At 62.8% G+C, this 16328-nt stretch carries 20 protein-coding genes; 11 read left to right on the forward strand and 9 right to left on the reverse strand.

The genetic code is table 11. The features are described from left to right. Positions 1-111: 111 nt before the first annotated feature. Positions 112-843 carry an LssY C-terminal domain-containing protein gene (locus IB263_RS07750; RefSeq protein WP_113505101.1) on the reverse strand — a complete coding sequence of 244 codons (732 nt, stop codon included), beginning with the start codon at positions 841-843 and terminating at the stop codon, positions 112-114. Between the two features lie 218 nt (positions 844-1061). After that, complete coding sequence (locus tag IB263_RS07755) at positions 1062-1649, reverse strand: J domain-containing protein (protein WP_034788490.1); 588 nt, start codon at positions 1647-1649, stop codon at positions 1062-1064. A 677-nt stretch (positions 1650-2326) separates the two neighbouring features. On the opposite strand from IB263_RS07755, the gene IB263_RS07760 reads away from it, so the two are divergent. Next, entirely contained in the window at positions 2327-2539 is a 213-nt protein-coding gene (locus IB263_RS07760; protein WP_034788487.1) for a cold-shock protein, read from the forward strand. A gap of 322 nt (positions 2540-2861) precedes the next feature. On the opposite strand, the gene dusA is transcribed toward IB263_RS07760, so the two are convergent. After that, positions 2862-3953, reverse strand: a complete 1092-nt coding sequence (dusA, locus tag IB263_RS07765) for a tRNA dihydrouridine(20/20a) synthase DusA (protein WP_112976559.1) — start codon at positions 3951-3953, stop codon at positions 2862-2864. 175 nt (positions 3954-4128) lie between these two features. Next, positions 4129-5331 (reverse strand): glycosyltransferase family 25 protein, encoded by a 1203-nt coding sequence (locus tag IB263_RS07770; RefSeq protein ID WP_192438166.1) that lies wholly within the window; start codon positions 5329-5331, stop codon positions 4129-4131. Between IB263_RS07770 and IB263_RS34445 the strand changes: the two genes are divergently transcribed. From IB263_RS34445 to IB263_RS07800, 7 genes are all read left to right on the forward strand, one after another. After that, positions 5330-5452, forward strand: a complete 123-nt coding sequence (locus tag IB263_RS34445) for a hypothetical protein (protein WP_256436012.1) — start codon at positions 5330-5332, stop codon at positions 5450-5452. The two genes, IB263_RS07770 and IB263_RS34445, sit on opposite strands and share 2 nt — an antisense overlap. Positions 5453-5639: 187 nt before the next feature. Further along, positions 5640-6032 (forward strand): hypothetical protein, encoded by a 393-nt coding sequence (locus tag IB263_RS07775; protein WP_060584956.1) that lies wholly within the window; start codon positions 5640-5642, stop codon positions 6030-6032. A gap of 110 nt (positions 6033-6142) precedes the next feature. Beyond that, the gene (locus tag IB263_RS07780; protein ID WP_234798742.1) at positions 6143-6379 is read left to right on the forward strand and encodes a hypothetical protein; all 237 of its coding nucleotides are present in this window, start codon (positions 6143-6145) and stop codon (positions 6377-6379) included. 193 nt (positions 6380-6572) lie between these two features. Further along, positions 6573-6809, forward strand: a complete 237-nt coding sequence (locus tag IB263_RS07785; protein ID WP_082566472.1) for a DUF982 domain-containing protein — start codon at positions 6573-6575, stop codon at positions 6807-6809. Positions 6810-7136: 327 nt separating this feature from the next. After that, positions 7137-7343 carry a hypothetical protein gene (locus IB263_RS07790; RefSeq protein ID WP_034788476.1) on the forward strand — a complete coding sequence of 69 codons (207 nt, stop codon included), beginning with the start codon at positions 7137-7139 and terminating at the stop codon, positions 7341-7343. Positions 7344-7597: 254 nt separating this feature from the next. Then, entirely contained in the window at positions 7598-8284 is a 687-nt protein-coding gene (locus IB263_RS07795; protein WP_060520644.1) for a fumarylacetoacetate hydrolase family protein, read from the forward strand. Between the two features lie 75 nt (positions 8285-8359). Beyond that, positions 8360-8890 carry a gamma carbonic anhydrase family protein gene (locus IB263_RS07800; RefSeq protein ID WP_034788469.1) on the forward strand — a complete coding sequence of 177 codons (531 nt, stop codon included), beginning with the start codon at positions 8360-8362 and terminating at the stop codon, positions 8888-8890. Between the two features lie 50 nt (positions 8891-8940). Here the strand turns inward: IB263_RS07800 and IB263_RS07805 are convergent, their stop codons facing one another. From IB263_RS07805 to IB263_RS07815, 3 genes are read right to left on the reverse strand one after another with little or no spacing between them, the layout of a single operon-like run. Next, positions 8941-9336 (reverse strand): Fur family transcriptional regulator, encoded by a 396-nt coding sequence (locus IB263_RS07805; RefSeq protein ID WP_034788467.1) that lies wholly within the window; start codon positions 9334-9336, stop codon positions 8941-8943. Then, positions 9336-10166, reverse strand: coding sequence for a zinc ABC transporter permease subunit ZnuB (gene znuB, locus IB263_RS07810; RefSeq protein ID WP_034788464.1), 831 nt, complete (start codon positions 10164-10166; stop codon positions 9336-9338). The genes IB263_RS07805 and znuB overlap by 1 nt, the downstream gene beginning before the upstream one ends. Further along, complete coding sequence (locus tag IB263_RS07815; RefSeq protein ID WP_192438168.1) at positions 10159-11064, reverse strand: metal ABC transporter ATP-binding protein; 906 nt, start codon at positions 11062-11064, stop codon at positions 10159-10161. The genes znuB and IB263_RS07815 overlap by 8 nt, the downstream gene beginning before the upstream one ends. 183 nt (positions 11065-11247) lie before the next feature. Between IB263_RS07815 and znuA the strand changes: the two genes are divergently transcribed. From znuA to IB263_RS07830, 3 genes are all read left to right on the forward strand, one after another. Next, positions 11248-12234 carry a zinc ABC transporter substrate-binding protein ZnuA gene (gene znuA / locus IB263_RS07820; protein WP_192438170.1) on the forward strand — a complete coding sequence of 329 codons (987 nt, stop codon included), beginning with the start codon at positions 11248-11250 and terminating at the stop codon, positions 12232-12234. A 317-nt stretch (positions 12235-12551) separates the two neighbouring features. Next, complete coding sequence (locus IB263_RS07825; protein WP_192438173.1) at positions 12552-13754, forward strand: GTP-binding protein; 1203 nt, start codon at positions 12552-12554, stop codon at positions 13752-13754. Continuing rightward, positions 13754-13966, forward strand: coding sequence for a hypothetical protein (locus tag IB263_RS07830; RefSeq protein ID WP_192438175.1), 213 nt, complete (start codon positions 13754-13756; stop codon positions 13964-13966). The genes IB263_RS07825 and IB263_RS07830 overlap by 1 nt, the downstream gene beginning before the upstream one ends. A gap of 35 nt (positions 13967-14001) precedes the next feature. Here IB263_RS07830 and IB263_RS07835 read toward each other — a convergent pair whose 3' ends face one another. Then, positions 14002-14403 carry an RcnB family protein gene (locus IB263_RS07835; RefSeq protein ID WP_034788451.1) on the reverse strand — a complete coding sequence of 134 codons (402 nt, stop codon included), beginning with the start codon at positions 14401-14403 and terminating at the stop codon, positions 14002-14004. Positions 14404-14527: 124 nt separating this feature from the next. Then, positions 14528-16156, reverse strand: a complete 1629-nt coding sequence (locus IB263_RS07840) for a glycoside hydrolase family 43 protein (protein WP_192438178.1) — start codon at positions 16154-16156, stop codon at positions 14528-14530. Between the last annotated feature and the right edge of the window lie 172 nt (positions 16157-16328).

Below are 16328 nucleotides of genomic sequence, written 5' to 3' on the forward strand. Positions count from 1 at the left end.
GTCCGCTGTGCCGCCCCGCGCCACAATCTTTCAGATTTGCGCTTTAAGCCTTTGATCCATCGCCGCGTTCTGCGCCTGCCGCGTCCTTGCTCCGCGTGCGGCGGTGCGCACTCACTTCGCGGCCTCCGCACCGCCCCCTTCGCCTGCCGGCTTGAGTACTCCGACCAAGGTCTTGCCGTCGGTGAAGTAAGGATCGCCGCCGCCGTTGCGACCCGATGTGGTGGCGCCGATGCCGGGGATCTCATAGGTCGATGCCACCTGCCCGGCCTTGTCGAGGTCGTCGATGACCAGATTGCGTTCGGCATCGAGATCGGGGCCGATGTGGTGGGTGATCTGGCCGGTATCGTGGCTGAGGCCGACGCCGCGGTCGAAGCTGGCCGAACCGAGCCAGAGCGGGCCGCTGCCCTCCACAGGCTTGGTCGTCTGCCAAAAGCGCACATGGTTGCGCTGGTCGGCGCTGTGGCCGACCGGCTTCTCGAAGGCCAGGTCCTGCTTGCGCCCCTCATAGAACAGCGGGCTGACGGGCGCGTCGAGATCCGGCCGGTCGAGCACGACGCTGAGGCCGATATCGACCGAGGACCTGAGCGTCACCTTGTCGGCGGCGTCCCATCCGGCCGCGGCGAAGGCGCGGATGATTTGCTCCTTGGAGCCGACCAGCCCGACATTGATCGGGTCGCCGGGAATGCCCTGCTCCGTGGACGTTACCATGGGATTGAGCGGAGCCCTGCGCCTGGAATCATGGAAGACCCAGAGTTCCGGGACGAGAAAATAGCTGACCGCGAGATAGGCGGCGAGCATGGTCGCCAGCAGGAAAACGGCTGCACGCATGTGTGAGCGGCTCATGCCACTCTCCTTCGCTCCAGACGATGGCAGAGGTCCCGGCTATCGGACACAGACGAAGACTATGGCACCGATGGAGGCGACTGCACAGCGGTGCCACAAAGGCGAACGCCGGTGATATCAACGCCGCCGATCGCGCCGGCCGACAGCCAGGTGTCCGGATCACGGGTGTCGTCGTCGTCCCGGCGTACTTGCCACAGGCAAAGTCGAGACGGCGCCGCCTACTCCGCCGCGTGCGCCTTCACCTCCAGCGCCTCAAGCTCGTAGGAATACCCCTCCAGCATTTCATAGGCCTGCTCGATCGTCTTGATCTGCTCGTCGGTGCTCTTGATCGCCTCGGCGATCGAGCGCGAGCGGGCGCGCAGCATCGAGCCGAGCACGTCGGTCTCCGGCCGGCGGCCGAGGCGGTCGAGGTGCTTGCGCACGCGGGCCCGGTGGCGCTCGAGTTCGAGGATATGGAAGCGGCTCTTGACGATATCGTCCGAAAGCTTGCGCCGCATCGCGGCGACAGGATCGAAGCTGCCGGGCTCGCGCTCGTCGAGGATGAACTCGTTGACCAGCGTTTCCAGCATCATCAGGCCCTTGAGATCGCGCGCGTCGGCCAGCTGCGGATCGTAACCGGTGTCGTCATAGACCTTGCGGCGCACCGGATCCTTGAGCAGCTCATAGGCCACCTGCAGTCGCGCGAACTGTTCGGGATCGCCGCCGGAATCCGGATGCGCGGATTTCGCCGCCTTGCGATAGGCGTTGCGGATCGCCTGATTGTCGGCGTCGCGTTCCAGTCCAAGCAGTTCGTAAGGGTCGATCACGCTGTCCCTCTCCGTATGTCACTCTCGCCACCAGCAAGACCTGGCCGGCGCACTCTCACCAATTCAGCCCCGGCGATACTTCGTCCGTACGGCGACACCTCGTCCGCACGGCGATACTTCGTCCGTCCTCGCGGCCGCCCGTCTGCGCCACTGGCTACGCCATCGGCGGTCAAGACGGAACCAACCTTCGGTAAAACCTGCGCGTTATCCCGGGGATGCGCAAGTGTTATGGAGAGGCGCAAGCCTTCCCCCCGGCAGTCCGCCCCCAAAACGCAAACGCCCGTTGGCGGCGCGCACGTTCGGTCGAGGTCGGGACGAAATTGTGTCCGGAAACCGGCCGTCCCCGATTTTTCTCCCTGCCCGGAAAGCGACGGTCGAGAACCGGCCAAAGCCCTGCAAAGACAGAGGCTGGACGGCTTCCCGCGGCGCACAAGGCGCTTGCCTTTTTCTGCAAATCCTGTCACTTCTTGCCCCGTTCGGGCGATTTCTATCCCGGAGACTGGACTTTCAACTGCGCCCGGCCTTGTGTCGGGACCGCCGGCAGCGGCACCGTAGACGTCTTTTCCCCGATATCGTGACCACTCGACGCCTTTCCGCTTGCAAGCGGAAGACGAGATGCCCACATCCCCCAGGGGGCGCGGGCAACGCAAATTGACTGAAGGAAAAGGACTTCTTCCATGGCCACCAAGGGCATCGTAAAATTCTTCAACCAGGACAAGGGCTTCGGCTTCATCACGCCGGATGGCGGCGCGAAGGACGTGTTCGTACACATCTCCGCCGTTCAGGCCGCTGGCCTCGCTACGCTCAAGGACGGCCAGCAGGTCACCTTCGACACCGAGCCGGATCGCATGGGCAAGGGCCCGAAGGCCGTCAACATCCAGGCTGCCTAAGCCGGATCGTCCAGTCGGACATTCATTTGGAAACGGCGCTCCGCAAGGGGCGCCGTTTTCGTTTGGGGGGCGCCTCAGCCCCCACGGATCAGCTCCTAACCCGGCCTTATAGGCAGCGGGTCTCCAGAAGCAGCTCCAGCCCCCATGCTCGGGCTCGACCCGAGCATCCAGAACCAGAGGCGCCATCTTCTCTCGACGCAGCAAAGCCTGCGCCGGACGCGCGGCCCAATGAGCGCTCAGGCGAACTCGAGGACGACAAACGGAGAGGTCTGCGGCACTTACCCTCGAACGCCCCGCGGGCGCCCGCACACTCGATGACCGCCTACTCCGCCGCCTGCTTGGCCGCCGTCGCCTCGAAGACCGCGTCGAAGGCCGCGTGGATTACGTCCGGCCCCGCGCCCTGGCGGGTCGCATCGGAGGACAGGATCTGGCGATAGCGTCGCGCACCCGCCCAGCCCTGGAACAGGCCGACCATGTGGCGGGTCACGTGGATCAGCCGGCCGCCATTGGCGATATGCGCGGCGGCGTAATCGGCCATGGCGTCACGGACCTCCGCCCAGAAATCAAGATCGAGACGATGGCCGCGCTCTGAGAAGGTGGCTCCGTCTTCGACGATTGGCTTGGCGCCAGTCAGCGGATGCGGGAAATGGCGATCGGCCGCTGTCAGCATGGCGCTGTCGTGATAGGCAGCACGGCCGAGCATGACGCCGTCCAGATGCGGAAGCTGCTCAAGCGCCTGATTCAGGGTCTGAAGACCGCCGTTGATACCGATGAAAAGATTGGGATTTTCCTGCTTCAGCCGATACACGAGGCCATAGTCGAGCGGCGGGACCTCGCGGTTCTCCTTGGGGCTCAGGCCCTGTAGCCAGGCTTTGCGGGCATGCACCCAGACGGCGTCTGTGCCGGCATCGATCACCTGCGCGACGAGCGTGCGCAACGCCACTTCCGGATCCTGGTCGTCCACACCGATACGGCACTTGACCGTAACCGGGATTTTTACCGCCGCCTTCATCGCCGCAACGCAGCCGGCCACCGTTTGCGGCTCCTGCATCAGGCAGGCGCCAAACGTGCCGGACTGCACCCGGTCCGACGGGCAGCCGACATTCATGTTGATCTCGTCATAACCGAAGCCTTCGGCGATCCGTGCCGCCTCCGCCATCTTCGCCGGATCGTTACCGCCGAGCTGCAGCACCACCGGATGCTCGGATACGTCAAAGCCGAGCAGCCTCTGCCGGTCCCCCCGCAGGATCGCCTCGGCGACGATCATTTCCGTATAGAGCAGCGCATGCTTCGATAGCTGCCGCGCGAAAAACCGATAGTGCCTGTCCGTCCAGTCGATCATGGGCGCAACGGCGAAGACCGGTGCGTTGAAATACGCCTTTGTGCGCGCAGCTTTTCCTGCGGTCTCAGTCATCTTTCATGCGTCTCTTGTTCAATGGCCGCGGCAAGGGCAGCGCCGAAAATTCGCGCATGCCGCCAGCAGGCATTATCTAGTGTTGCCGGGCTTATATAACGCGACGCCGAAGAAAGCGAGCTTTAGACACCTACGGCAATGAGAGGCAACGAGGAGGCCTCAGCAACGCGACCCGTCAGCCAAAGGGAACGGTCGTCCAGCGGTAGCGAATGCTGCGCAAGAGGAACGGCGGCAACGCCGCCACCTGCAGTGACAGTCGCTTGCACTCGCGCCAGAGCTTCTGATGTATCTTGAGCTTCAACTTCACGCGAGCCGCTGCTCCGGCCGGCTTGCGGATCGTGCTTCCATGCGCCGGGTCGGCACTGTCGAGAAGCATGCCCTGGATGCAGACGGCCGGATAGAGCTGATGAATGCGGCAGTCGTCCGGCCGCGGCACCTCATCGTCGAACATGAAATGATCGACAGGGCATGGAAACGCCCCTTCCGAAAGCTCGAGCAGCCTTTTTGCATAGTCACGAGAGATGACATAGCCGCCCGTGCCGACATGGCATCCCCGCAATGCATGGATCGTGCGCCCGGCATCGGCGAGCACACGGGCACGGCTGAGAAACACCTTCTGCCGGAAAGTTTCGATCTTCAGCAGGCCCACTTCGGCCGGGATCCAATCCGATGACGACAGCGCGTGGGTTGCGCTCGGGGAAAAGAAGACATCGTCCTCGATCACCGCGCCATATGCATCGCTCCCTTCCGCGATGATGGCCCAGCACTTCCGATGGCTCATGAAGCAGGCGATTTCAGCCTTGTTCATCCTCTTCCACTGCTTCGACACCGGCTGCATCGCCAACACGGCGTCATCGAGCTCTCGCCCGTCAACGGCAGCCACGCGCTCAAAATTCAGGCCGAAGGTGGAAAACTGGCTTCCAATGTGGATCAGTCGCTCAGGGGAACGGTCGAGATTGATCACCAGGCAGCGCATGGATACCCCTTGCTTCCTTCCATCTTGACGTGTGTGGGCCGAAGGCGCACGCCGCTTGGTCAGCCTATCGCGCCCGACCCAAGGAACTGCGAAAAAACGCTCCGAAATCAACGGCAGGGTAACCGAACGCATCATCGGGATTCGTACAACTGCGCGACGAGCTACCACGGATCGCACCGCGTCACAACGATCAGCGCTGCAGCGACAAGCGCCTGCGTTGCGACAACTCCCCTGAGCTCCTCGCGATACGGCACGGACGAGGCCACCAGCAAGGTGCCGGCAACACGGCCGGCGTGAATAGCGTCCTGCCGACGGCGGCTCCGCGCCGGGCATGGTTTCCACTTTGTTAAGAAGAATCGCACATCTTGCCGCCTCGACTGGATCGTCATCGGAGCGAAACATGAGCTACGATTGGAGCGGCGCACGGCGCCGACGGACAATAGCGACCGTCATCGGCGCCGCATTTCTGCTGCTGGCGCTGGCGGCCACGGTCGCTGCCGCGGTTGGCGCGAGCCTTTTTTGAGCGACAGGCGCTTTTTGCGCCTTCGTTTCACAAAAGACGAAACTCGCGATTGCCAACGGAAAGAAGGCAGATGATCAGCTCGCTTCAGCCCCGCCGCTACGCACAGCACGGGGTTGACGGCGACCGCGGACAGGACTAGGGCAGCGTTCCTGTATCGTTACCGGTCACAGGAATAAGGACAGACGGCATGAAACGCGCGATCGCGGCACTTCTCACGCTTCTCTTGGCCGGGTGCCAATCGATGGAGTTGGAGGCGCCTGAGGTCGCAAAACCCCGGCCGACCGCCCCATCCGTTCCGACGCTTTCGGGCGATGCGCTCCAGGCCTTCCTCGTCGGCAAGACGCTGCGGTACAATCTCAACGGCGTCAACTCCACCTTCTTCCCCGACGGCCGCTACGGTTATCGTGACTACGAGGTGCGCGATGGCGGCAGCTACACGATCACCGGCGACGAGGTCTGCATCACCTTCGAGGATGGCGGCCGGCGCTGCGACCAGTATGCGCAGATCGGCTCCGACTATTACCGGATCGAGGAAGGCGGTCGCCGAACCAAGGTGGACCGCGTCGTCCCGGCGGCCTGACAAATCCGACGGCAACGGGCGTGCCCGTATAACCCCTCATTCCCGAGGGGTTCAATTCGCCGGCCTTCTGCCATAGTGCGCGCGGGAATGCGGCCTTGTGGGAGGGACGGGTGGCCCCATTGCGAGCGACACAATGCCTGGCGCTGTCGAAGGCCGACATGGAGCGGTTGCAGCGCGTCTTTGACGCGCTTTGCATCGAACAGGGCTGGGCGCGAGACGGGGAGCCTGCGCGGCGGCATGCCAGGATGCTGATCGACGACTATCTCGCAGGCAATACCAGCGAAGGACGCCTGCTTATTGCCGGTCGCGCCTTCGCCGAAAGCTTGCAGCGTGGTATCCCCAGATAACGCCAATCGCGGCACTCGCGCCAGGCGGAGCGGCCGCCGGCGGCAGCCTGTCCTGCCATAACCGAAAAGCTGCTTACAAAAGCGAACTCCTGCGCTACATTAGCAAGATCGACTGCCGACCTTCTCGAGAGGAGCCAGAGGCCGGCGGTCGCAAATGCCGATGTTCATTGAGATGATCTCGAGGAGGAGACGCATGCAATTAGTCTGGAAACAGCCGATCGAACTCGACTTCGTTAGCGGCGATTGCCGCACCGTCAAAGGCCCCTCAGACGCCCTCGCCTGCCTTGCAGACCATTGGCCTCGCCGCGGACCATTCTATGTGGCCGCCCGCAGTGCCTGCCGCGCCGCCATCGACGGCCGTCGCACCGCAGAAGAGGCCCGATCGCTGTTCATCTCGGCCGCCGAAGAAGCCGAGTTGCCTACGCACTAACGCGCCTACCGGCGCTTAACGAAAGGTGCCGCTGGAAGGCGGCGAGCGTTTGCCATCGAGCAAGCGACACGATGACTTTTTTGATTGAAAGCTTCGGCCATTGACGGCCGCGTACGATTATTCAGGCTCCGGGCATTCGCCCAGCAAACGCATCATTTCAGCACATTACTGCCCAATCTCGGGTGATTTTTCCAGAAATGGCCCGATTTCTGTCGTGAAGCATTCATTTCTTTCTACTATATTCTGAGGTGCCTCACAAAAACCAATTTCGGAGCGCCTTAGTCCCATTAAGGGAATTCAAGAAAAACGATATACGGGAGAGAACATATGAGCGAGAGCAATCTCTATCGCATCGTTGAAGTCACCGTGAAGCGTGAAGGTGGCCGTCGTGATCTCGGCATCATGACCGTGCGCCAGGCCCTTGAGCTTCCCCAGGTCCCCAGCCTCGAATACAGCCATCCTGAACTCAACTCGCGTTCGGACGGTCGGTTCCTGACCCGAGACCAGCTTCAGGCCTACGCTCATTGCGCCTGACTTTGCCGATGATGGCAACCTTTCGGATGCCGTGATCGCGCGCGCCCAGGTGGGCGCGCCTTAATCACAATCTTCGTCCCCAATCCTTGTTCTTAATTTTTCTGCGGATCGATTCCGATTCGCGGATTTATGCAGTAACGTCCGGATTCTCTCTTGCCTCGCCTCAACCGAAATCGGCCAACGGCGAACGCCCAACAAACGCGCGGTGCTCTTCCTGTCGGTTGCGACAGGCGGACGCCCAAGACCGGACGATCATGGAAACAATCATCCCCCCACCGCTTCCCGTGCTGCTGCCGATTTCCGGCAGCCTCGTCGGCTTTCCGGTTCGCCGGGTCTATTGCGTCGGCCGCAACTATGCCGCCCACGCGATCGAAATGGGCCACGACCCGGACCGCGAGCCGCCGTTCTTCTTCCAGAAGAACCCGGACAACCTGCTTGCAGCCGGTAGCGCCTTCCCCTACCCGCCCTTGACCACCGACGTTCATCACGAGGTCGAACTGGTCGTCGCCCTGAAACGTGGCGGCAGCAACATCGCCGTCGAGGACGCGCTCGATTGCGTCTACGGCTATGCCGTCGGCATCGATTTCACCCGCCGCGACCTGCAGGCGGAGGCGAAGAAGGCTGGCAAGCCCTGGGCTGCAGCCAAGGCGTTCGAGCATTCCGCCCCGCTCTCGGCGATCGCATCGGCCGAAACGATCGGCCATCCGCTCAACGGCAATATCTGGCTGAAGGTCAACGGCGAACTCCGCCAGCAGGGCGATCTCGACCAGATGATCTGGAAAGTGCCGGAAATCATCGCCGAACTCTCCAAACTCTTCACGCTGGCCCCCGGCGACGTCATCATGACCGGCACGCCCTCGGGCGTCGGACCGGTCGCGCGCGGTGACGAGGTCACCTGCGGCGTCGATGGGGTTGCGGCGCTCGCCGTCAGCGTCGTCTAACCGGCTCACTTCCGGCAGGCGGCCCGCCGCCTGCCGGCCGGCCCCGATCGGGCATGTTGCGAAAGGACAGAATGGATGCCGCTTTACGCCCTTGGATCACTTCGCCCACAGACGCCGCCGAAGGGCAGCTATTGGGTGGCCCCGGACGCCAATGTCATCGGCCAGATCGAGATCGGCGAAGAGGTCGGCATCTGGTTCGGCGTAACCCTGCGCGGCGACAACGAGCCCATCCGGCTCGGGGCGCGCACCAACATCCAGGAAAACGTCGTCATCCATGTCGATCCCGGTTTCCCGGTGACGATCGGCGAAGGCTGCACCATCGGGCACGGCGCCATCATCCATGGCTGCACCATCGGCGAAAACTCGCTGATCGGCATGGGCGCGACCGTGCTTAACGGCGCCAAGATCGGCCGCAACTGCCTGGTCGGCGCCAATGCGCTCGTCACCGAAGGCAAGGAATTTCCGGATAATTCGTTGATCGTCGGCGCGCCGGCCAAGGCGATCCGCACGCTGGATGATGCGGCGGTCGAAGGCTTGAAACGCTCGGCAGCGCATTACGTCAAGAACTGGCGGCGTTACGCCGCCGACCTCACTCGGCTGGACTGAGCGCCAAACACCTCAAGGTAAGCTTTCCACGGGCCCTGAAGGAGTTGCCCTTATGCGCAGCTCTGGCAATGGCCGCGGATCTCGATCGTCGTCTTCTCGGTCTTGAAGTTCTGCGCCCGCGTCAGCGTCGAAAGCCGCTGCTCGATCGCCTCGTCATGAAACTCGGTCACCTGGCCACAGCCTTCGCAGATGGTGAAGGCGGTGACGCCGTGATCGTGTTCGTGGTCATGCGGGCAAGAACAGGCGACGAAGGCATTCAGGCTTTCCAGCCGATGCACGAGGCCATATTCGAGCAGTTTGTCGAGTGCGCGGTAAACCTGCAGCGGGGCGCGGAAGCCGTGATCGCGCAGCTTGTCGAGAATGGTGTAGGCGCTCATCGGCCCTTCGGAGTGGCTGAGCGCATCCATCACCAACGTCTGGTTCTTGGTCAGTTGCGGCGTAGCCATTAGTGGTGCCCTCCAGGCGTGGAATGATGCGCCGCCTCGAGCGGGCGGCGGCCGATCGGTAGCAGACTCAGAACGAAAAGCCCAACCGCGGCAACAACGATAGACGGTCCCGACGGGGTATCCCAGTGAAGCGAGCCGAAAAGTCCGCCGGTGACGGCGAGCGCGCCGATGACCGATGCGAGTACCGCCATCACTTCCGGCGAGGTCGAGAAGCGCCGTGCCGTTGCCGCCGGGATGATCAGCAGCGAGGTGATGAGCAGAATGCCGACGATCTTCATGGCGATCGCAATCACCAGCGCCATCAAGAGCATGAAAAAGAGCCGCGTGCGTTCGGGCTTCAGACCCTCGGCTTCCGCCAGTTCCGGATTGACGGTGGAGGCCAGGAGCGGCCGCCAGAGATAGACAATCGCGAATATGACGAGGATGCCGCCGCCCCAGATGATGTCGATGTCGGACTCGGAGACCGCCAGAATGTCGCCGAAGAGGAAGCCGACGAGATCGATGCGCACCCAGGTCATGAAGGCAACGATGACGAGGCCGAAGGAGAGTGCTGAATGGGAGAGGATGCCGAGCAGCGCATCCGTCGACAGCGCCCCGCGCCGCTGCAGGAAGAGCAGCAGCACCGAGACCACGGCCGCGACGATGAAGACGCTGAGCATCAGGTTGAGCTCGAGCAGCAGCGACAGCGCCACGCCGAGCAGCGCCGAATGGGCCATGGTGTCGCCGAAATAGGCCATGCGCCGCCAGATGACGAAGCAGCCAAGCGGCCCGGCCATGACGGCAATGCCGATGCCGGCGATCAGCGCGCGCACGAAGAAATCGTCAAGCATCGCGCTTCTCCTTCACGTCATAGCCGTGCAGTCGCGAATGATGGCCGCAGCCGCAATCCTCGCCGTGATCGTGCAAGTTTTCCTCGTCGTCGTGGTGATGGCCGTCACCGGGGTAGCAATGTTCGGTGATCGAACCGTCCGCATGCAGCACCCGGCCGTCGGGCAAATGGGTGTGGTCGTGGTGGTGACTGTAGACCGCAAGCGTATTGGCGGCCCGCCTGCCGAAAAGCTTCTGGTATTCCGGGCTCTGGCTGACCGCCTGCGGCGTGCCGCGGCAGCAGACATGGCCGTTGAGACAAACGACCGTATCGGTCTCGGCCATGACGATATGCAGGTCGTGCGAGATCAGGAGAATGCCGCAGCCTGTGCGGTTGCGGATCTGCTTGATCAGTTCGTAGAGCGCAATCTCGCCGCTGAAATCGACGCCCTGCACCGGCTCGTCGAGCACCAGCAGGTCCGGCTTGCGGGCAATCGCGCGGGCGAGCAGCGCGCGCTGGAACTCGCCGCCGGAGAGATGCTGCACCTCGGATTTCGCCAGATGCAGCACGCCTGTCGCCGACAGCGCCTCTTCGATCTCCCGCCCCTTCAAGGGGCCGGTCAGCGTCATCAGTCGTTCGACCGTCAAAGGCAGCGTCCAGTCGACGGCAAGCTTCTGCGGCACGTAGCCTACTTTCAGGCCCGGCTTGCGCTCGACATAGCCCTCATCCGGCTTCAAAACGCCGATCGCCGCCTTCGCGGTCGTCGATTTGCCCGAGCCGTTCGGGCCGATCAGCGTGACGATCTCGCCGGGGCTGATCGAGAATTCGACGCCACGCACCAGCCAGCGACCGTTGCGGCGCACGCCGGCATTGCTGAGATTGACCAGCGGCAGCGCTTCTGGGGAACGGAAATTCAGCATGAAAAAATTCCGGATTGCATGGTTGCCACTGGCTATCGCACACGTTATAGCATAACGCAATTGATGTAATAACATTACATGACGACTTCAAGGCTGGCAACGGCCCGTTGGAGTAACAGTTTTGCATACCCGAAGCGCGCCTGGCCGATGTGGCAGGCACGCCAATCAAGCCCGGAGAACCCGATGAAATCGACATCCGCCCTGCTTTTTGCCTCTACCATGCTTCTTGCGGCACCTGCCGCAGCGGACAGCCCCAATGTGGTGGTTTCGATCAAGCCGATCCACTCCCTTGTCGCCTCGATCATGCAGGGTGTGGGCGAGCCGTCGCTAATCGTCGAGGGCGCCGCCTCGCCGCACACCTACAACATGAAGCCTTCGAACGCCTCGGCCCTGCAGGCGGCAAAGTTGGTCTTCTGGGTCGGTCCCGGCCTCGAAGCCTTCCTCGACAAGCCGCTCGACGCCTTGAGCAGCGGCGCAAAGGTGGTGGAGCTCAGCGAAGCGCCCGGCATCGAGAAGCTGAAATTCCGCGAAGGCGGTGCATTCGAGGCGCATGACCACGGCGACGAAGGCCATAGCGAGGAAGGCCACAAGCATGCCGAGGGCGAAGCGGGGCACGATCACGGCCATGACCACGATCACGGCCACGGCGATGCCGATCTGCACATGTGGCTCGATCCCATGAATGCCAAGGCGATGGCCGCCGAGATCGAAAAGACGCTCACTGAGGCCGATCCTGCCAATGCGGGCGCCTACAAGGCCAATCTGGACGCCCTGAACAAGCGCCTGGATGCGCTCGACGCCAAGCTCACGGAAACCGTGGCACCGGTGAAGGACAAGCCCTTCGTCGTCTTCCACGACGCCTACCAGTATTTCGAGCACCGCTATAAGGTTCGCGTCGCCGGCTCGATCACCGTCAGCCCTGAGGTCCTGCCTGGCGCAGATCGGGTGTCGCAGATCCATGCCAAGATCAAGGAACTCGGTGCCACCTGCGTCTTTGCCGAGCCGCAGTTCGAGCCGAAGCTGATCAATGTGGTGATCGAGGGAACGCCGGCGAAATCCGGTACGCTCGACCCGGAAGCCGGCACGCTGGAGGCCGGCCCGGATCTCTATTTCCAGATGATGGAAGGGATCGGCACCTCGCTGAAGACCTGCCTCGCCTCGGCAAGCTGACCCGTCCTCCCAAGGCGGTATCGGTGGGCGCTCGCTTGGCTCGGCTATACGGGCGCCCGCCCCTCTCTCTATCATTCTCGGGATTGGCATTCTCAGCGAGATGGTGCGGAACCGGGCCGCCTGCTGGAACCTCGGGTCAAGGAGGATTGACGGAAAGACTAGCCACAGGCGACCAAAAGATTGGAACGACGACCTGCCGGCAAGTTGGGTTCAGCCCAGAGGCCCGGTGCCAAACTTCGCACTCGTATCAGGCGAGCAAACGCGCTCGCCTTTTTTACCGACGGTATTCGTAACGATATAACATACAGGACCAATCGATGGAAAAGCTCCCTGTCACCGTTCTCTCCGGCTTTCTTGGCGCCGGCAAGACGACACTGCTCAACCACGTGCTTTCCAACCGCGACGGGCTGCGCGTCGCCGTCATCGTCAACGACATGAGTGAGGTCAACATCGATGCGGCACTGGTGCGTGATGGCAATGCCGGTCTGTCGCGCACGGAAGAGCAACTGGTGGAAATGACCAATGGCTGCATCTGTTGCACGCTGCGCGACGATCTCCTGAAGGAAGTCCGCAACCTCGCCGAACAGAACCGCTTCGACTATCTGCTGATCGAATCGAGCGGCATTTCCGAGCCCCTGCCCGTCGCCACCACCTTCGATTTTCGCGACGAGGACGGTGAAAGCCTGGCCGATGTCGCGCGGCTCGACACGATGGTGACGGTGGTCGATGCCGCGAACCTGCTGGCCGACTATTCCTCGCTCGATTTCCTCGCCGACCGTGGCGAAACGGCGGGCGAAGGCGATACACGCACCCTCGTCGACCTCCTGGTCGAGCAGATCGAGTTCGCCGACGTGGTGGTCTTGAACAAGGTCGGCACTGCGACGCCCGGGCAGGTGGATGCCGCCCGCAAGATCATCGTCGGGCTCAATCCCGATGCGCGGCTGATCGAAACCGATTTTGGCAAGGTGAACCTGCGCGAGGTGCTTGGAACCGGCCGCTTCGATCTCGCCAAGGCCGAAGAACATCCGCTCTGGTACAAGGAACTTCACGGCTTCAAGGACCATATCCCGGAGACCGAGGAATACGGCATCCGCTCGTTCGTCTACCGCGCCCGCCGCCCGCTCGATCCCATGCGCTTCCAGGCCTTCCTCAACCGTTCCTGGCCGGGCGTGCTTCGCGCCAAGGGCTTCTTCTGGCTCGCCACCCGACCGCATTATGTCGGCGAGATCAGCCAGGCCGGCCCGCTTGTGCGGACCGGCAAGATGGGGCTCTGGTGGTCGGCCGTGCCTCAGGAGCAATGGCCGCGCGAACCAGGTTTCCTGAAGGCGGTCGGTCCCTACCTGGACCCGGTCTGGGGTGATCGTCGCCAGGAGATCGTCTTCATCGGCGCCGACCCGATGGACGAGGCGGAGCTTCGTGCCGAACTCGATGCCTGCCTGATCGCCGACGAGCGCTTTCGTCCGGAACGTTGGCGCGATCTTGCCGACCCCTTCGCCAGCTGGTCGCCACGGGCCGCCTGATGGCAGACCCCGCGCGCGTACCGCGCCGACCGCGCTTCACCTGCATGGCGCTCAACGCCGCCGGGCGGCCGGTGCCGATGTTCGATCCGTTTCTGGGAGATGAACCCGCAGATGGGGACGCGCCGGAAGCGGCAGGCGCTATCGAACTCCTGCTTTTTGGCGACCGGCAAAACCCACGCGCCGGTTACCGAAAAGGCGAAGGGGCGGCGTGAAAACGCCGCCCCTTCGCTGAACCCAGAGTGCCTTATCAGCGTGCTGCCGCCAGGCCGACAATGACGCCGGTGGCAAGGCTGATCAGCAGGAAGTCGTTGCCGGACCGTACCCATTGCTGGCCGCGCGGCGGCTGGCGAAGCTTGTAGTAACGGTAGTCGCGCACCTGCGCCATGTGGCGGCGCTCGGCCGGCGACAGGCGATGGCCGCGCGCCCAGCGCTCCTTCTTCTTGACGATCACCCGCTTTTCGATCGTGACGTGCTTGTCGACGTGACGATCCACGCGGCGGTCCATGTGACGATCGTAATCGCGATCGACGGGTCGACGCGAACGATCATAGTTCTGCGCCACCTCGAAGGATCCTGCCGGCTGGGCAAGGGCTGCGACCGGCGTAATCAGAACGGAGCTGGCGACGAGCGCGATCAGGAGACGTTTCATTCGGGTGTCCTTTCTTTGTCTGCACCCGAAAATTAGACCCCGCTTCCTGAACCGAATATGAAACTCTACATTACAAATGCGTAATGATATCCATCACTTATTCCATAATTCTAATGTTTACAGATCAACTTGCCACAAGGCTGACGTAGCGGAAGCGGTTGAAATCGGCAGCCTTGCCCGCGCCTGAGGTGTCGAAGGCGAACATGCCGGCGAAGGCCCCGGTGAAGGATCCATGCTCGCCGCGGCCGCCCTCGTCGGAGACCACGCCCGCATCGAGAACCGGGCCGATCGGCTGCCAATCCACCGCTGCGGTCGCCCGCCAGAAGAACTGCAGGTCATTGTCGCGAACGTCCATGGCAAGGTCGATCGGACCATCGGGAATGGCGGTGCCGCTGCCGACGGGGAACTGCAGCCGGCCGTGCGGAAAATCGCCGGGGCATGAGAGGATCGTCAGCGCCCGGCCCAACGTTTCGTGCCAGGTGATGCCGAGCGCATGGAACTTGTGGCGATTGTAGTAATGCGTCAAACCAGCAACCTGTTGGTAGGTTACGGCCGTGAAATCGACCGTCGTCTCGGCGCGGAAGGAATGATGCTCCTGCCGCCGCGCGACCAGCGCCTGCTCGAACCAGCTGCCGATGCTCTCTCTGCCGAACAGCCTGAGGTGGCCCGGCCGCCATTCGAGCGAGAAGATCCGCTCCGGTTCCGGCGTACGCAGCCATTGGAACTCGACGGGCAATGCCTGGCCGTCGAAATGCGTTTCCGTAACCACCGGTGTCGCCACCTGCCCCGCCGGTCCCGGCGCCGGCACGAGCACCTCCGGCACCGGGCCGCCGTTTTCGAGATAGAGCCAGCCATCATCGCGCCAGACACATTTTTGCAGGGCCGTCTCGCGACCGAGCGTACAGCGGCGTCCGGGAGGCAGCGGTCGGCCGGTCAGATGCGTATGATAGGCCTGCCCATCTGGCGTCTCGAGATATTGGCCGTGGCCCGCGCGCTGCAACGGCGCTTCGGGGTGATCCTTCGACGTGATCAGATAGATATCCGGATGCATCTCATAGGGGCCGTCGATCGCGCGTGAGCGGGCCATGGTGACGGCGTGGTCGTAGCCGGTTCCGCCTTCCGCCGTCGTCAGATAATACCAGCCGTTTCGCTTGAACAGATGCGGCCCCTCGACGAGGCCGAGTGGTGAGCCGGCAAAGATGTTCTTCACGGGGCCGACGAGCCTGCGTGTCCGTTCGTCCCATTCCTGCAGCAGGATGCCGTCAAAGGCCGGATGTTTCGGCGAGCCGCCGAAGCTTTCGGTGCGGTGGTTCCACTGCATGTTGAGGAACCACTTGCGGCCGTCGTCATCATGGAAGAGCGACGGGTCGAAGCCGGAGGAATTGACGTAGACCGGATCCGACCAGGTCGCCTCGATCGCCTCAGCCGTGACGATGTAGTTGTGCGCGTCCTTGAAGTTGCCGTCGAAGCGCTTGACGTCGGTGTACACCAGCCAGAACAGACCATCGTCATAGGAAAGACACGGCGCCCAGACGCCGCAGCTATCCGGGTTGCCGCGCATGTCGAGCTGGCTTGCCCGCTCCAGCGGCCGGCGGACGAGTCGCCAGTTCACCAGATCCCGCGAATGGTGGATCTGCACACCCGGGTACCATTCGAAGGTGGAGGTCGCGATGTAGTAGTCGTCTCCGACACGGCAGATCGAAGGGTCCGGGTTGAAGCCCGGCAGAATGGGGTTTCGGATCATGGCAGTCATGGTTCAGGCGTCCTCCCTTGGCGGCGCCATCCGACCTCAAAAATCATACAAATTCAAGCCTGCAACGTTGCAGTACTTCGCGCGTCGTATCGCCTGTGCCCGGCTTTCCACATCGATTCGCTCGGCGATGTGCACCTTAAGGCGGCTGACGATCGCCGTGCCTCGCCGTCTG

The organism is Ensifer sp. ENS03, from assembly GCF_014852035.1.
GTDB classification, from domain to species: domain Bacteria; phylum Pseudomonadota; class Alphaproteobacteria; order Rhizobiales; family Rhizobiaceae; genus Ensifer; species Ensifer adhaerens.

Coding starts and splice junctions, on each gene's coding strand:
- IB263_RS07750 (WP_113505101.1), bottom strand. CDS start 843: ATGAGCCGCTCACACATGCGTGCAGCCGTTTTCCTGCTGGCGACCATG.
- IB263_RS07760 (WP_034788487.1), top strand. CDS start 2,327: ATGGCCACCAAGGGCATCGTAAAATTCTTCAACCAGGACAAGGGCTTC.
- dusA (WP_112976559.1), bottom strand. CDS start 3,953: ATGACTGAGACCGCAGGAAAAGCTGCGCGCACAAAGGCGTATTTCAAC.
- IB263_RS34445 (WP_256436012.1), top strand. CDS start 5,330: ATGAGCTACGATTGGAGCGGCGCACGGCGCCGACGGACAATAGCGACC.
- IB263_RS07770 (WP_192438166.1), bottom strand. CDS start 5,331: ATGTTTCGCTCCGATGACGATCCAGTCGAGGCGGCAAGATGTGCGATT.
- IB263_RS07775 (WP_060584956.1), top strand. CDS start 5,640: ATGAAACGCGCGATCGCGGCACTTCTCACGCTTCTCTTGGCCGGGTGC.
- IB263_RS07785 (WP_082566472.1), top strand. CDS start 6,573: ATGCAATTAGTCTGGAAACAGCCGATCGAACTCGACTTCGTTAGCGGC.
- IB263_RS07790 (WP_034788476.1), top strand. CDS start 7,137: ATGAGCGAGAGCAATCTCTATCGCATCGTTGAAGTCACCGTGAAGCGT.
- IB263_RS07795 (WP_060520644.1), top strand. CDS start 7,598: ATGGAAACAATCATCCCCCCACCGCTTCCCGTGCTGCTGCCGATTTCC.
- IB263_RS07800 (WP_034788469.1), top strand. CDS start 8,360: ATGCCGCTTTACGCCCTTGGATCACTTCGCCCACAGACGCCGCCGAAG.
- IB263_RS07805 (WP_034788467.1), bottom strand. CDS start 9,336: ATGGCTACGCCGCAACTGACCAAGAACCAGACGTTGGTGATGGATGCG.
- znuB (WP_034788464.1), bottom strand. CDS start 10,166: ATGCTTGACGATTTCTTCGTGCGCGCGCTGATCGCCGGCATCGGCATT.
- IB263_RS07815 (WP_192438168.1), bottom strand. CDS start 11,064: ATGCTGAATTTCCGTTCCCCAGAAGCGCTGCCGCTGGTCAATCTCAGC.
- znuA (WP_192438170.1), top strand. CDS start 11,248: ATGAAATCGACATCCGCCCTGCTTTTTGCCTCTACCATGCTTCTTGCG.
- IB263_RS07825 (WP_192438173.1), top strand. CDS start 12,552: ATGGAAAAGCTCCCTGTCACCGTTCTCTCCGGCTTTCTTGGCGCCGGC.
- IB263_RS07830 (WP_192438175.1), top strand. CDS start 13,754: ATGGCAGACCCCGCGCGCGTACCGCGCCGACCGCGCTTCACCTGCATG.
- IB263_RS07835 (WP_034788451.1), bottom strand. CDS start 14,403: ATGAAACGTCTCCTGATCGCGCTCGTCGCCAGCTCCGTTCTGATTACG.
- IB263_RS07840 (WP_192438178.1), bottom strand. CDS start 16,156: ATGACTGCCATGATCCGAAACCCCATTCTGCCGGGCTTCAACCCGGAC.